Consider the following 16,132-nt stretch of genomic DNA (forward strand, 5'->3'; position numbering starts at 1 on the left):
ATAAAGTTATTGATTACATATAGCTATGCGTTAAACTACCATTACACCGTTTTATTCTTGCCTCATTAGTAAGCTGATTGCTTATTATCACGTTTTAGCATCACCATCATCTATAAGCCATTGTTTACCCAGTGGCTTTTTTTGCCCCTTTTATTTTTAATCAATTTTTGTATTTAGGTAGCTTTATTATGTCCGCATCTATGCCAGCTTATATGAGCGATCCCACTGACGAGCAGCTGAGCGCGCTGAATATGGCGATGGATCACAAGTCGTTTAAAGTGGTTGCTTATGCGGGCGCCGGTAAGACAACGACGCTCAAGCTAATCGGTGAGCGCTTACGTGGCCGCGGACTATATCTGGCTTTTAACAAAGCGATTGCCAATGATGCTCGTTCAAAGTTTCCGCCACATGTAGAATGCCGTACTTTTCATTCACTAGCTTATCGTCATGTTGCTCGTGATATTACCGCCAAGCTATCTTTGCCACGATTTTCACCCAAGCGTCTCGGTGATGATTTGGGACTACAGCCTGTGCAAGTACGTCGACAAATGGATGGGGTTAATAAATACATTACGCTGACACCCGCACGATTGTCTCGGTTCGTCAGCGACGCAGTGAGTAATTTTTGCAGCACGCATGCCAGCTATCCTGCACCAAGGCACATACTACTCCCAAGCTGGCTCGATGACTCAGATGCAGAGCAGCTGCGCGAGATGCTCTACCCTGCTGTTGAGCAGCGCTGGTTACAGTCGATTGATGCGCGTCACCCTGCTGGTATTGGCCATGATATTTATCTCAAGCTCTGGGCGTTGTCTAAGCCTAGTATTCCAGCGGACTTTATCTTGTTCGATGAAGCACAGGATGCCGATCCCTTGATGATGGGTATCTTGACCCAGCAGTCGAGACAAGTCATCTATGTGGGCGACGCGCATCAGCAGATTTATGAATGGCGCGGTGCGGTCAATGCGATGAAAAAGCTGCCATTACCGCAGACGTTATTGACACAGTCTTTCAGATTCGGTGAGCCGATTGCAGAAGTGGCCAATACCCTATTAAAAGCACTACAAGAGGACGTACCGCTAAAAGGCAATCCGAATAAACAGTCCTCTACCGATAAGGGCATGGTACACAGTAAGAAAGATGCTATTTTGTGCCGTACCAATGCTGCTGCCATGTCACAACTATTGACAGGATTAAAGCACGGGCATCGCGTGGCGCTACAAGCGGATACCGACCGTATGCTCAAATTCTGTCAGGCTGCCGAAAACTTAAAAAATGGTAAATCGGCTTACGGTGTACCTGAGCTGGCGTATTTTTATAATTGGGGTGATGTGCAAGAGTATGCCGAAACTAATGAGGGTAGCGATCTCAAAACACTGGTCAAGCTCGTCGATGACCATGGTACTAATGTACTAAGCCAAGCAGTCAATAGTCTGACCAGTATTGAAAACGCTGACTATGTCATCTCTACTGCTCATAAAGCCAAAGGGCTTGAATGGGGGAAAGTACAACTAGATGATGACTTTTATTATGATGTGACCACCAATGCGGTCAAGATCAGTCCAGAAGAGTTGCGCCTACTCTATGTCGCCTGTACTCGCGCGCAAAGCAATTTGGATATTCATAATATTAAAGACTTGATATCAGGATTACAGACGGGCAAAAAAGTGATTTTTGGTAATACCTAATTACTTTCAACCTCTGTCAGCCTCAAGTTTTATTCAATCTCTTATAGCGACCCTTTAGCAGTGAATCACCAGCATGAATAATAGCCAACAACTTCAAACGCGTCAAAATACTATCAATCAGTTATTTGCGACTCCCGTGCGTTTGCTCGCACCTATGGAGGGCTTGACCGATCCATTAATGCGCCAAATATTAACCCAAATTGCGTCTGACTTGGGGCGTCCTTATGATTGGTCAGTCAGTGAATTTATCCGTATCACTCAACACGTCTTGCCTGCGCATGTGTTTTATAAATATGTGCCTGAGCTACATCATGATGCCAAAACGGCTTCTGGTACGCCTATTCATGTACAGATTTTGGGTAGCGAAGCGCAGCTTATGGCAGAAAACGCCGCATACGCTTGCGAGCTCGGTGCGCCTGCTATCGACATCAATTTTGGTTGCCCTGCCAAGACGGTCAACAGCCATCGCGGTGGTTCAGTATTGTTAGATGAACCTGAAACCATGTATCAGATTATCAGTGGCGTACGCCAAGCCGTTCCCGCTCACATACCAGTATCAGCTAAGATTCGTCTGGGCTATACCGATACCAGTCGCATGGATGATATTCGCGGCGCAATTAACGACAGCGGCGCCGACTGGCTGACCATTCATGCACGCACTAAGACCCAAGGCTATAAGCCGCCTGCCTATTGGGACAAAATCCAGAGCTTTAATGCGCTCGATATTCCAGTCATTGCCAATGGAGAAATTTGGAACTTTGAGCATGCGCAAAATTGTATGACGCAAGCAGGTACACCGCATTTAATGCTAGGTCGCGGCGCAGTAACGCGTCCTGATTTAGTGGCACAGGTTGATAATGATACTGAAAAAAGTACTAACAGCATAGAGAATACGGCTACATTGTTATGGCAAGATTTGATTGCGCATCAGATTAAGTTTTTGGAAGGTGAGGCAAAGAACGATGTGGTATTGGTCGGTCGCTATAAGCAATGGTTAGGGATGCTCACCAAAGGCTATGTTGAGGCACAAACAGTGTGGGAAAGTATCAAACGAGAGAAAAATAAAGCGGTGATTATTCGTGCACTACAAGCGAGTGTTCAAGAATAATCACCTATTCTGATCTGATGTATTTGATAAGTATGGATGGGTGGCGCTATACACTGACTCGTATCGCTAAATAAAATAGCATTAGACAACATGCCATTGATAGTACCCAGAGGATAGAGCGGAACGTTGCCAAATTAGTAATATACGCCACACAAAAACCAATTCGTATCATCACATACAGCCAAGCCAATACGTTAATAATCGACTGCGGTACAAAGAAAAGCATCGCTACCAATACTGCCGCCAAAAACACTGGCAAGGTTTCATAGCTGTTTTGTTGTGCTGCATTAGCACGTGCTGCCATGCCTGTCGCATTTTGAAAAAATTCGCGAGGATGTGCATTATTTCTGATTCTAAAGCCACCAGATACTTTTGCAACGATTGACACCGCCCATGGCAGTAGACTTGCTACCACCATAGCCAAAATGGCAGACGCCACTTTGTCAGTTACCAACTCAAAAAATGCACTTATCATTATATAAGTCCCTAGCCTGCAACCACTTTAAAGTCATGGGTGATATTGACCCCACCTGCTACTAACATACGGCTGGCAGAGCAGTATTTTTCTGCTGATAACTGGATGGCTTTTTCGACTTGTTTTTCTTTGACATCTTGACCAGTAACAATGAAATGCATATGAATATCGGTATAGACCGCTGGTACGGTTTCAGCACGCTGGGCGGTTAGCTCACAACGTACATCCGTCACTGCTTGGCGTGATTTTTGTAAAATCTCTACGACATCATAACTGGCGCAACCACCTAGTCCTAGCAAAATCAGCTCCATTGGGCTTGAGCCTTTCTCTTTATCAGCATCGATTTGTACATTATGTCCTGATGGTGACACACCCATAAAGGCTTTGTTTTCTTGCCATATGACGCTTGCTTTTGATTCTGACATTGTAGATGTTCCTTATTTTAAATGGCGTATTGCCTATTATTATTGTGTGAATAATATATTGCCCAGCTAGTGTAGCATAAGCCAAAGCAAGATTTTATAGGCTCATTGTTTTGCTGCTAACTCACCAGTGAAATCTGTGCTTTTATCACTTTATACATATCGGAATATTGGAGTTCGATAGTTTACTGAATAATCGTATGTCCATGCGCCTATTACTACTCTTCAATGCTTGCCTAAAAATGTCGTATAAAAACCTACAAAAGTTTGCTTATAAATAGTTGATTTTAAAAGGTAAAACTCGTGAAACATTTTATAGCAAAATACTGTTACACATTTTGCTTGTTTCTTGGTTTAATAACGGTAATGAATCTTGTTTTGAGCGGATATCGATAACAATCACCTTATAATAATTACGATTGCTGTCACGGTTTCAAGTCAAAACAAGCTATTTTTAAACAAATTAAAAGGTTTAGTCATGATAGATGCAGACGGCTTTCGCGCCAACGTCGGCATCATCTTGGCAAATACACAAGGGCAGGTTCTGTGGGCAAAACGTATTGGTCACAACGCTTGGCAATTTCCGCAGGGTGGTATCGACCGCGGGGAGACGCCGATGGATGCAATGTATCGCGAGCTCTGGGAAGAGGTCGGCTTACATCCGCGTCACGTAGACTTATTGGCAGTCACGCAAGACTGGTTGCGCTATCGTTTGCCAAAACGTTACGTACGTCATGGTCAGCATCCCTTATGTATTGGGCAAAAACAAAAATGGTTTTTGCTACGCTTAGATGAGCCAAATACTCAACATATCCGCTTTGATGAAGGGAAACCTGAATTTGACCATTGGCAATGGGTCAGCTACTGGTATCCACTCGGACAAGTGATTCACTTTAAACGAGGCGTTTATCGTCGTGCCTTGCAAGAATTGGTACGCGAACTCCCCCTAAAGCAAGAGCTGATCATTCCTGAGCAAAATAATCATTTGCTTATGTAATGAGTCACTTAATAGTACGATGCAAAACACCCACGATAGTAGCTAGAATGTTAGCAATTACCGTGGGTGTTTTTTTATTATCTACTAACAGTCATTGTCATTGTCAGTGACTATGATTATGATTGTCAAACTCTCGGCTAATAATATCAGCTATGTAGTTTGCTCCCGTATCTCTCTCTTTGCGCAACGTTAAGATGCTTTGAGTGCGGGTACCATAAGTAGGTTTACTAGTTTCAGTGTCGCCAAAAGCGACAGGTTCAATATAAACAGACGACAGCATCTGCTCCACTTCAAATGCCACGCCAGTCACAGGCAGTTTGTCTTTTGGTGCTTTGATACTATCTGACAAAACGTTAAAAGCCGCCGCTTGCCAGTACGCAGGCGAGCTATCCTCTGCAATCAATGGCAGCACCTCTTGACGTAGTCGCCCGCGCAACCGCTCTGTCTTAAACCAGCTGTCCTCTGGTTGACCATTAGAGATAACATGCAGACCTGCATATAATGGCGTGGGTGCATGACCGCGATTATTGACGATTACAGCTTGCGCAGCGTCACCAATGATCAGATTAAAACCCGCATAATCCTGCAAATCAATCTGCCGTGCAAAATCCATCGGACTTAGAGTCCCTGTTAAGAACTCAGTGACCAGTGCGCCCCGCGAGCGCTCATCACTGCTTGCTTGCACTCCATCACGGAAATTTAATACTGCAGCCCAACGACCATTTTGTTCATAATACTCTGGACTCTGCGCTGGTGACGCTTGCTGATGAATGCCTAACCACGTGCCACCGCTTTGTTTATCACGTCCAGCATAAATAGGTTGATCAGACCACTGGTGGAGCGGCTCAGTTGGACGCTGCAAAAACTCATCACGATTAGACAGTAGTACCAGTGGTAACTCATCAAATAATTGCCAAGCAATAGCGACAATACACATAGCTTTCCTTTTATAATAATTTTCGTTATGCGAGTAATTCTTAATAGAGGCAAAGATATTATTCCAGACTTTACCTATTGATAAGGTAGCCTTTATAGATAGTAATTATTAATTGCCAGTCAATAATTTATTGGCAGGATAACTAATTTGGGAGGTTGAACGTATTACTTGTGATTGCTTACTTGGTAAGTCAAACTCCCACGCTACCATGCCTTGATTGTCATTCCAATCTCGCTCAGTGACAGGCGGCGTATGCGTCACCGCAACTTTTAAACTATCGTCACGACTGATAGGCTCACTGCCCAGTACTTGCAAGCGTACGTTGCGATTGTGCTGATTGGTAAACTGATAGGCCTTGGTAGTCGTCAGTGTTTGCGTACGGTTTAGCACACCTTTTTCACCTTGCTTATCTTCATTGGTCAGCTCTTTTACGAGCATATTTGAGTCACGACCAAATCCAATCCCCTGCTCTTTTAGCACTTGATAATTATAACGCGACTGACCTACATAATTGTCATCACGGTACAACTGTAGCGAACCATCGACCCAGTCCGGCGTCAAAAACGGCGCTGATGCATACCAGTAGGCAGCAGTCTCAACACTTGGCGTACTGCGAATCCAGAGCTTACTATTACCTGCCTGCTCCCCAATCACTGTTCGTACGCGTCTCCCGTCACTCGGAATACTGACCAACTGCGGTAAACGATACTCGATGATGCCATTCTTGTTTTGGCTACTGACTGTAAAATTAGGTAGCGGTGCCATAGCTGCCCCTGCTCCTTTATTATAAGCAGGCTCTTCCATCATAACAGGGGACGCATCCATCATAGGTAGCTCACGTCTTACTCGAGTATCTTCGCTCTCTTCATACAATGACAGACGCTGCACATACGGCAGTTGCCCCGTCGTACTTTGATTGGGGTTCACGGTGCTGAGTGTCAGAGGTACGTTTGTCCAGTTCTCGCCAGTTTGCTGAGCAATAATCGCAGAGGCTGTAATACTTAATTGGTCACTGTTTGTGTTTAGACGAGCTTGATACGCAGGCTCCCAACCTGCACCTTGCACTTGATAATGCAACTTAATACTACTCGGCGAGCGGCTTGCCGTACGTACACTCACCCGTGTCACCTTGTTAAAGGTCGATGTCGCGCTGCCTGCCATCAGTTGGTTCAATGCGTCTTGGGCACGCGCTTGTCGCTGTTGAATCTCTAAAATTCTTTGGTTAATACTGGTCGCTTGAGTTTCTATATCGCGGGCATTATTGGCAATCGTACTATCTGTATTGACTTGCGTGGCTTTGGTCAAATTCTGCAAGTAGGCCTTTGCTAACCGTGCTGCTTCTAATTCAGCATTGATATTGGCTAGGGTATTTTGTTGGGTCTGTACTTTGGCGTCACCTTGATATTGGCACTGGGCTGCCTGCTCACCTGTCAACTCTTCAATACTAACTTCCCCAACGCTAACATTACTCGTCGCTTGTACACTTAGACTTTCTTTATCCATATAAGGTGACAAGCACGAAAACACCACCATTTGCTCACCGCTACCTGTGATTGGCAATGCGCGAGTTACGCTCGCCAGCCCCTGATAAATGGTCACTTGCTCTACGCTACTGGTGGCCGCTTGTGCCGAAGACAATCCCAAGACGGCACTACTACCAAGTACAAATGGCAAGATAGCAAATCTAGTCATTTGGTTAAGTGGCGGTAATACGCTGCCATGGTCTGTTGAGACAGACGAATCCGTTAATTGTGCGTTCATACATCATTCCTTAGCAGTAAAATCCATCATGGCAGCCACGCATTGGCTCAACGCGCAAAATAGTAACTATCTTAGAGATATTACCGTAGCCGTTTTGCAGGTCTTTGGCAATAAATGCTTTTGGCAAACAGCATTTTTAGTAAACAGCGCCTTTATCGATAAATCTCTTCATATGATAGCTATGCAATTTTAAAAATTTGGTTTTCTGGATTGCACCATTTTTTTGTTCATCTCCCCTTTATGGTGCAATTTATTAATCATCCTGCACTAAATTAATGAATATATTAATCAGAACTTAATTATTGCTCAATTATTACTCGATTATTGGCTTTTTTAACTTGGCACGGAACTTGAACTCTTAATAGGTGTTCAGGAACATTATTTTACCTTTTGTATTTATTAGGAGATGTCCATGTTTTCGTTACCAATTTTAGCCAACACTCAAGTAGTAGACCCTCAATCACACGGAAAAATCAAATCACGTTTTTCGTTACTAGCGGTGGCCGTCGTTGGCAGCTTAAGTCTTATTGGTTGTCAAAAACCTGCCGAAACTGCTGCATCAACAGAGACCACAACTGAAACCAGCACAGAAACAACGACCGAGCCTGCTGCTGATGGCGACACTATCAAAGTCGGCATACTACATTCGCTGTCTGGCACCATGGCCATCTCTGAAACCTCTCTAAAAGATACCGCGTTAATGACGATTGATGAAATCAATGCCAATGGCGGCGTGCTCGGTAAGCAACTCGAACCAGTCGTCGTCGACCCTGCTTCTGATTGGCCATTGTTTGCTGAAAAAGCACGTCAGCTACTCACTCAAGATAAAGTAGATGTTATCTTTGGCGGTTGGACATCGGTATCACGCAAATCTGTATTACCTGTGGTTGAAGAGTTAAACGGGTTGATGTTCTATCCAGTGCAGTACGAAGGGCAAGAACAGTCAGAAAACATCTTTTACACTGGTGCAGCACCAAACCAGCAAGCCATTCCAGCGGTAGAGTACTTGATGAGCGAAGAAGGTGGCGGTGCAGAGCGCTTTGTGTTGTTAGGTACTGATTACGTCTATCCACGCACCACCAACCAGATTTTAAAGGCGTTTTTGAAATCAAAAGGCGTGGCTGATGCAGACATCATGGAAGAGTACACACCATTTGGTTTCAGCAATTATCAAACCATCGTATCTAACGTTAAAAAGTTCTCAACGGGCAAAAAGACCGCGGTTATCTCGACCATCAATGGCGACTCAAACGTTCCGTTCTATCGTGAACTGGCGAACCAAGGTATCAAAGCGTCAGATATTCCAGTCATGGCATTCTCAGTCGGTGAAGAAGAGCTACGCGGTATCGATACCAGTCTGCTACAAGGGCATTTGGCGGCGTGGAACTACTTTATGTCGATCAAAAACCCAATTAACAGTGCCTTCACCAAACGCTATAAGCAGTATGCATTGGATCAAAAACTACCAAATGCTGAAAAAGTCGTGACCAATGATCCAATGGAAGCTACTTATGTCGGTATCAATATGTGGAAGCAAGCTGTCGAAAAAGCAGGTACGACTGATGTAGACAAAGTGCGTATCAGCATGGCGGGACAAACGTTCGACGCACCTTCTGGCTACACGCTAAAAATGGATGAAGAAAACCATCATCTATGGAAGCCTGTCATGATTGGTCAAATTCGTGCCGATGGACAGTTTGATACGATTTTCAAAACACCAGAAGTTATCCAAGCCCAGCCATGGAGCGAGTACATTCCTAAATAGGCTATTCCCTAAGTAAATCAGTACTGAAAAGCACTTGGATAGTAACTGAATAGTAGGCGGATGGATAAACGACACTGATAACAGTCCTAACGCCTACTTTTCATATTTATTTTTAACACTTATTCTCAACTTTTAAATAACACCAAACCTTATCAATACTTCTCTCGCTTAAAACGCTAAGCGGTAGAAGCTAAAGGTTTGTTGTCTGTGAAAAACAGGGAGCCGCACATGCAGCACCATACTTTACGCCCGTTTGTAGGGCAAACATCGTCCAAAAGTGGTAATAACCCACAAGCATCAGCCAGTGAAGTCATGCAGCATGCGGCTCGTTTTTCAATTTATGCGCCTCTGCGATTACTTGCATTGATGGCATTATGCATAACAACTTTTACAACCACGGCGTATGCCGATCATGATGGTCAGGTACATGACCACGATACGGATACCGCTCATAGTGAGCAGTCGTTGCTCACGCCTGCGAACAAATCTATCTCTATTCAAACCATCTCAGATACCTCAGCAGCAACTACAAACTCAGGTGATGCCATTCAACAATTTGTGGCGGGTGATTTTAGTAAGCGTCAAGCCATGCTAAGTGATTGGCCAGGATCCGTTGAGAGTTTAGATAGTTTGGTTGAATTCATTGCCAATGATGAGCTATATCAAGGCAATGGTGGGCAAACTTATTTGCTTAATAAAGATGACCAGCTATTTACTTATCCTGATAAAAAAGAGACTGACGATTGGCCAAGTGATTTATCACAAATCACCCTGACTAATGCCCTTCGCTCAGCGCTCATCTTTGGTCAAGCCAAGGTAAAACTAGCATCTGACAAGCCAGCACAGCGCCTACAAGCTGTAGAGATTTTGGCCGATAATATTGACCAAGTAGATCCAGCCATTATCACCTCTGCTGCAGCGAATGAGGACAGCGCTAAAGTCAAAAAGGCACTAACGGCACTACAAGCTCGTATAGATTTCAAAAACGGTGACCTGCCCACTCAGATTGCAGCAGTCAATCTACTTGCAGATAGTGATAACCCACAAGTTTTGGTCGATATTGAATCTGCCCTCGCTGCGGATAACTTAGATACCTCGCTCAAAGCTGCACTTATCGATGCTGAATCTAGCGTGTCACGTCGTATCGAAATCAGCACATGGACCGGCCATATCTTCACCGGTATGAGTACCGCCAGTATTTTACTGCTCGCCGCACTTGGTCTCGCCATTACCTTTGGTCTACTTGGCGTTATTAATATGGCGCACGGTGAGCTGATTATGATCGGGGCTTATACCACTTATATGGTGCAAAATGCATTTCAAGCTTACATGCCAGATATGGCAGGTTGGTATTTGCTTGCGGCTATTCCAGCTGCATTTTTAGTCAGCGCTGTCATCGGCATGATTATTGAGCGCATTGTTATTCGTCCACTATATGGTCGTGAGCTAGAAACCTTACTAGCGACCTTTGGCGTCAGTTTGATTTTGATGCAATTAGTACGGATGATTTTTGGTGCGCAGAACGTCGAAGTCAGTAACGTGGCATGGCTCAGCGGCGCGTACCAAGTGTCATCAAGCCTCGTACTGCCTTACAACCGTATTGCCATTATTGGTTTTACCGTCATCGTCGTGGCACTCTTGGTGTACTTACTTAACAAAACCCGCTTTGGTCTGTTTATACGAGCCGTTACCCAAAATCGCCAAATGGCACGTGCTGTCGGTATTCCTTCTGCACGTATCGATATGATGGCATTTGGTTTGGGCTCTGGGCTGGCTGGTATGGCTGGCTGTGCACTTGCTCAAGTCGGCAACGTTGGTCCTGATTTGGGTCAAACCTATATCATTGATACGTTTTTGGTCGTCGTCGTTGGCGGTGTCGGACAAGTATGGGGCGCAGTATTGGCCGCCTTGGGACTTGGTATTAGCGGTACGGTACTTGAGATTGGTATCGGTGCGGTATTGGCAAAGATTGTATTGTTGGTTCTTGTGATTCTGTTTATTCAGAAACGGCCACAAGGTTTATTTGCACTCAAAGGCCGCTTTGTCGAATAAGGAGACTCCTATGATACTGACCAAATTACTGTCTGATACGCCGCGTAGTGCTGTTTTAATTGGCTTATGTTTTGCCATACTACTGATACTGCCTTGGCTGCATCTTATGCCGGAGTCTTCAGCTTTTCACCTTTCAGCCTACTGGATTACCCTAATTGGTAAAATCATGGCGCTAGCGATGGTGGCATTGGCACTAGATCTTGTCTGGGGCTATGCCGGTATTTTGAGCTTGGGTCATGGCTTGTATTTTGCCTTAGGTGGCTATGCGTTTGGCATGTACCTAACACGTGAGACTGCTGTCGACGCGCTTCCTGATTTTATGCGTTTCTTGAGTTGGACTGAGATGCCATGGTATTGGGCTGGCACGCAGCACTTTTGGTGGGCAGTCGTACTGGTCGTATTAGTACCTGGCTTGGTTGCGTTTATATTTGGTTTCTTTGCTTTTCGCTCCAAAATCAAAGGCGTTTATTTTTCTATCATCACCCAAGCCATGGTCTATGCAGCAGCCTTGCTATTCTTCCGTAATGAGACAGGCTTCGGTGGTAACAATGGCTTTACTGGTTTTACTACCCTTTTAGGTTATGACATTACTGCTGCCTCTACCCGCTCTATGCTGTGCTTTGTCACAGCCTTAGCATTGTTAGTCTCTTATATGGGTTTGCGTCATTTAATGAATCAGCCTTATGGTCGAGTACTCGGTGCCATTCGTGATAGCGAAAACCGCTTGCAGTATCTAGGCTACCGTACGTTGTGGTACAAGCTATCCGCTTGGGTGCTGTCCGCAGTCATCGCTGGTATCGCAGGTGCGCTATACGTACCGCAAGTAGGCATTATCAATCCGAGTGAGATGAACCCAGTGAACTCAATTGAGATAGCCGTCTGGGTAGCGACTGGTGGTAGAGGAAGCTTAATTGGCGCGATCTTAGGAACTGGTGTGGTGAACGCTGTAAAAACCTACTTTACGGTCGCCTACCCTGAATTTTGGCTGTTGATATTAGGCGGACTGTTCGTCGTCGTGACGTTGTTTTTACCCAATGGCATTATGGGCTTGTTCGATCGATTTAAAAAGGAGAAACAATAATGCTAAACGATAAGCCCTCATCGACTGCACAATCGACCAAGGTGCTGTCTGAATATGATCATACTGATGGACGTGACGGTCTCAGTCACCCAAAAAAATCAGGCGTCGATTTTAGCCATGGTATCGCTCTGTACTTAGAAGATGTGAGCGTTTGGTTTGACTCGTTTCGCGCACTTAACAATCTGTCGCTCTATATCGAAGAAGGCGAGCTACGCTGTATTATCGGCCCCAACGGCGCTGGCAAAACCACACTAATGGATATCATTACAGGTAAAACCCGCCCTACCGAAGGCAGCGTATTTTTTGGTCAAACCCACAACCTTGCCAGCTTATCTACCGAACAAATCGCTGAAGCAGGTATCGGCCGTAAGTTTCAAAAACCTACTGTCTTTGAGAATTTTACGGTAATGGATAACCTATTACTTGCCGCGCCAAAAGACAAACGTGTGGTCAAAAGCTTGTTTAATAAACTCAATGCTGATACTCGCGATACCCTTGACTCCACCTTACAGCAAATTCGCCTGACTGATAAGATCAACAAGCCAGCTGGTTTGCTCTCACATGGGCAAAAGCAATGGTTAGAGATTGGCATGCTACTGATGCAGAGTCCCAAACTGATTCTGCTTGATGAGCCAGTGGCAGGTATGACCGATGCAGAAACTGAGCATACCGCCGAGCTGTGTCTACGCCTCAAAAAGAACCATACTTTGGTCGTGGTTGAGCATGATATGACCTTTATCGATGCCATCAGTGAAAAAGTCACGGTATTGGCACAAGGAGCGATTTTGGCCGAAGGTACATTAGCGGAAGTACAAGCCAATGAAGCAGTAATTGAATCCTATTTAGGTCGATAGCCGAACGAATCATCTAGACGAGCCAAACGAATATTCCCTTTGAAATATTAAAAAAGTTTTAGAGTTTAGGAGACAGCCATGTTACAAGTGAACGATATCAACCAGTATTACGGCGGCAGTCATATTTTACGAGATGTCTCGTTTACAGCACCTGTAGGCGCATGCAGCGTGGTACTTGGACGTAATGGCGTGGGCAAAACCACGCTACTTAAGTGCCTGATGGGGATACTACCGATTAAATCAGGAGAGATTTTGCTCAATGATAAAGACATCAGCAAGATGTCTCCCGAGCAACGTGTTCGAGCAGGACTGGCTTATGTACCACAAGGCCGCGACATTTTTTCGACACTGACGGTAGAAGAGAACATATTAATTGGTATGGCAAAGTTTTCACGCAGTAAGGCCAAACATGTACCTAAATATTTATATGATATTTTTCCCGTACTCGATGAGATGAAACATCGACGTGGTGGTGATTTGTCTGGTGGTCAGCAGCAGCAACTTGCTATCGCCCGTGCCCTAGCCTCCGAGCCGACTGTGTTAATTTTAGACGAGCCAACTGAAGGTATTCAGCCCTCTATCATTAAAGACATTGGCCGAGTCCTACGTGACTTGGCTGACAAAGGTGATATGGCCATTGTGCTGGTTGAGCAATTCTATGAATTTGCTGAAGAGCTAGCTGACAATTACACCGTACTATCACGTGGTAAGGTAGTCTCACAAGGCGCAGGCGATACGATGGTCGAAAACAAAGTGCAAGATCTGGTCGCCATCTAATTTCTTTTAATAATAGATGTAATAATACAAATTGGTAGTGAACGCTCGATAATGCTAAAAATGGCACTTTTATCTCAAGCTGCTAGCTACCAAGATTACATATAATCACGAAAACACTCCTTAATTAAAGTCACTTTTTTCACCTCACTTCTTATCTTTTTTTACTCTTAGCCTATACATTCTGTACCATCTCAAAAACTCAAATTACTCACACCCCCTGATTGGCGTCATAGCAATTATGTATGCCCAGCGAACGAAATTTGCTATTATAGTCAGCATTTTATTATCAATATTATGATGCCCTTATGATGATTCATCCTCAGTACGATCCTGTAGCATTAGCAGTTGGACCTGTTGAAGTCCATTGGTATGGGCTGATGTATTTGTTGGCATTTGCCGCCGCCTACGGACTGGCATGGTATCGCAGTACCAAGCGTGAAGGCTGGACGACAGATATGGTCTCTGACCTAGTGTTCTTTGGCGCACTTGGTGTGATATTAGGTGGCCGTGTCGGCTATGTATTGTTTTATCAGTTCAGCGAGCTACTCCAAAACCCTGCCTATCTGTTCAAGGTCTGGGAAGGCGGTATGTCATTCCATGGTGGCCTGATTGGTGTCATGTTGGGTATGCTGTATTTTGCCCGCAAATATAAAAAGACACCTTTCCAAGTGCTCGATTTTGTCGTTCCCTGTGTACCAACTGGTTTATTGTTCGGACGTATTGGTAACTATATCAATGCCGAGCTATGGGGCCGCGTCTCTGATGGTGGCTACAACTGGTTGACCTACTTCCCGCAGGCCGCTAGTGTTGATATGCAGCAGCTACAAGCCAATCCTGCGCTGCAAGACCTTATGACTGAAGTCAATGGTCAGTACCTGTTGCCTCGTCACCCGTCGCAACTGTATGAAGCCCTTGCAGAAGGTCTACTGTTGTTTCTATTCTTGTGGTGGTACTCATCAAAGCCCCGTCCTCGTATGGCAGTGACCGGTGTCTTTATGCTTGGTTATGGCTTTAGCCGTTTCATCATTGAGTTCTTCCGCCAGCCAGATATCGACCAAGGATTCATCTTGCTAGGTTGGATGACCAAAGGTCAGATACTAAGCGCCCCAATGATAATTATCGGTCTGTTCTTGATTGGTTACGCCTATAAACGCGGCATCTACGACTGGGGTAAGCAAGCTGCTTATTAAGCCTACCCTTTTGTGATAAAGGTTGATGACTTAAAATAGGGTCTGCTATCAAAACGCTTATCCTAGCAATACTTTCAATAATGACAGTGTATATATCGACTATCCATCTAGCCTGTATGCGCTGTCAGCAGTAACTAAAGAGCATTTTATGATCAATGGCATCCAAAGTAATAACGAGCAGGCATATCTTGATTTGCTACGCCACGTTCTCGACAATGGCACCGAAAAAGGCGATCGTACTGGTACTGGTACGCTTAGCCATTTTGGCGCACAGCTACGCTTTGACTTAGCAGAAGGCTTTCCACTGCTAACGACCAAAAAGGTTCACTTTAAATCTATCGCTTATGAGCTATTATGGTTTTTAAGTGGCAGCACTCATGTTGACTATCTACAACAGAACAACGTTCGTATCTGGAATGAGTGGGCGACAGCAGAACAGACCGCGCGCTTTAACAGACCTGCTGGCGATTTGGGTCCTATCTATGGTCATCAATGGCGTAACTATGGCGCGACCAAAAATGAAGATGCCAGTTATAACGCTGATGGCGTCGATCAAATCGCACAAGTCGTTGAACAGATAAGGACCAATCCGAATTCACGTCGTTTGATTGTTTCTGGCTGGAATCCAGGTGAGGTAGAGCAAGTAGCCCTACCACCATGTCATACGTTATTTCAGTTCTTTGTCGCAGACAATAAGTTGTCATGCCAGCTGTATCAGCGTTCTGCTGACTTATTCCTAGGCGTGCCTTTTAACATTGCGAGCTATGCGCTATTGACTCATATGATCGCGCAGGTATGTGGTCTAGAAGTTGGAGAGTTTGTTTGGACGGGTGGTGATTGTCATATTTACCAAAACCACCGTGAACAGGCCGAGCTACAGTTAACACGCTCGCTATATAAACTGCCGACATTGTCTTTGAACCCTGAAGTAAAAGACATATTTGCGTTTGAGTACGAAGACATTAGCGTCAATGACTATGAGTCGCACCCTGCTATCAAAGCCAAAGTTGCCGTATAAAGTTAGT

The 16,132-nt window shown here is 44.8% G+C and carries 14 protein-coding genes; 10 read left to right on the plus strand and 4 right to left on the minus strand.

Going from position 1 to position 16,132, the window contains the following annotated elements:
• The first annotated feature begins 188 nt into the window (after nt 1-188).
• Entirely contained in the window at nt 189-1,688 is a 1,500-nt protein-coding gene (locus tag IEE84_RS12190; protein ID WP_191114352.1) for a UvrD-helicase domain-containing protein, read from the plus strand.
• 73 nt (nt 1,689-1,761) lie between these two features.
• Nucleotides 1,762-2,796, plus strand: a complete 1,035-nt coding sequence (locus tag IEE84_RS12195; protein WP_191114353.1) for a tRNA dihydrouridine synthase — start codon at nt 1,762-1,764, stop codon at nt 2,794-2,796.
• 46 nt (nt 2,797-2,842) lie between these two features.
• Here the strand turns inward: IEE84_RS12195 and IEE84_RS12200 are convergent, their stop codons facing one another.
• Both IEE84_RS12200 and IEE84_RS12205 read right to left on the minus strand, forming a co-directional pair.
• Nucleotides 2,843-3,271, minus strand: a complete 429-nt coding sequence (locus IEE84_RS12200; RefSeq protein WP_416383469.1) for an MAPEG family protein — start codon at nt 3,269-3,271, stop codon at nt 2,843-2,845.
• Between the two features lie 11 nt (nt 3,272-3,282).
• Nucleotides 3,283-3,696, minus strand: coding sequence for an OsmC family protein (locus IEE84_RS12205; protein ID WP_191114354.1), 414 nt, complete (start codon nt 3,694-3,696; stop codon nt 3,283-3,285).
• Between the two features lie 475 nt (nt 3,697-4,171).
• On the opposite strand from IEE84_RS12205, the gene IEE84_RS12210 reads away from it, so the two are divergent.
• Nucleotides 4,172-4,690: an RNA pyrophosphohydrolase gene (locus IEE84_RS12210; protein WP_057761956.1), complete on the plus strand. Its 519-nt coding sequence runs from the start codon at nt 4,172-4,174 to the stop codon at nt 4,688-4,690.
• Between the two features lie 103 nt (nt 4,691-4,793).
• Here IEE84_RS12210 and IEE84_RS12215 read toward each other — a convergent pair whose 3' ends face one another.
• Both IEE84_RS12215 and IEE84_RS12220 read right to left on the minus strand, forming a co-directional pair.
• Nucleotides 4,794-5,627: an NRDE family protein gene (locus IEE84_RS12215; RefSeq protein ID WP_191114355.1), complete on the minus strand. Its 834-nt coding sequence runs from the start codon at nt 5,625-5,627 to the stop codon at nt 4,794-4,796.
• A 108-nt stretch (nt 5,628-5,735) separates the two neighbouring features.
• Nucleotides 5,736-7,388 (minus strand): DUF4139 domain-containing protein, encoded by a 1,653-nt coding sequence (locus tag IEE84_RS12220; RefSeq protein ID WP_191114356.1) that lies wholly within the window; start codon nt 7,386-7,388, stop codon nt 5,736-5,738.
• A 412-nt stretch (nt 7,389-7,800) separates the two neighbouring features.
• Between IEE84_RS12220 and urtA the strand changes: the two genes are divergently transcribed.
• The 7 genes from urtA to IEE84_RS12260 all read left to right on the plus strand — a co-directional run bounded on the left by urtA (nt 7,801) and on the right by IEE84_RS12260 (nt 16,125).
• Nucleotides 7,801-9,153: an urea ABC transporter substrate-binding protein gene (gene urtA / locus IEE84_RS12230; RefSeq protein WP_191114358.1), complete on the plus strand. Its 1,353-nt coding sequence runs from the start codon at nt 7,801-7,803 to the stop codon at nt 9,151-9,153.
• Between the two features lie 366 nt (nt 9,154-9,519).
• Nucleotides 9,520-11,205 (plus strand): urea ABC transporter permease subunit UrtB, encoded by a 1,686-nt coding sequence (gene urtB / locus IEE84_RS12235; RefSeq protein WP_191115484.1) that lies wholly within the window; start codon nt 9,520-9,522, stop codon nt 11,203-11,205.
• A gap of 10 nt (nt 11,206-11,215) precedes the next feature.
• Nucleotides 11,216-12,286 (plus strand): urea ABC transporter permease subunit UrtC, encoded by a 1,071-nt coding sequence (urtC, locus tag IEE84_RS12240; protein WP_191114359.1) that lies wholly within the window; start codon nt 11,216-11,218, stop codon nt 12,284-12,286.
• 41 nt (nt 12,287-12,327) lie between these two features.
• Nucleotides 12,328-13,140 (plus strand): urea ABC transporter ATP-binding protein UrtD, encoded by an 813-nt coding sequence (gene urtD, locus IEE84_RS12245; RefSeq protein ID WP_323969971.1) that lies wholly within the window; start codon nt 12,328-12,330, stop codon nt 13,138-13,140.
• Between the two features lie 78 nt (nt 13,141-13,218).
• On the plus strand, nt 13,219-13,917 hold the full coding sequence (gene urtE / locus IEE84_RS12250; RefSeq protein WP_191114361.1) for an urea ABC transporter ATP-binding subunit UrtE: 699 nt from the start codon (nt 13,219-13,221) through the stop codon (nt 13,915-13,917).
• 305 nt (nt 13,918-14,222) lie between these two features.
• Nucleotides 14,223-15,107 (plus strand): prolipoprotein diacylglyceryl transferase, encoded by an 885-nt coding sequence (lgt, locus tag IEE84_RS12255; protein WP_114701786.1) that lies wholly within the window; start codon nt 14,223-14,225, stop codon nt 15,105-15,107.
• A 148-nt stretch (nt 15,108-15,255) separates the two neighbouring features.
• Entirely contained in the window at nt 15,256-16,125 is an 870-nt protein-coding gene (locus IEE84_RS12260; RefSeq protein ID WP_191114362.1) for a thymidylate synthase, read from the plus strand.
• Nucleotides 16,126-16,132: the final 7 nt, after the last annotated feature.

It is taken from the genome of Psychrobacter sp. 28M-43 (genome assembly GCF_014770435.1).
GTDB lineage: Bacteria > Pseudomonadota > Gammaproteobacteria > Pseudomonadales > Moraxellaceae > Psychrobacter.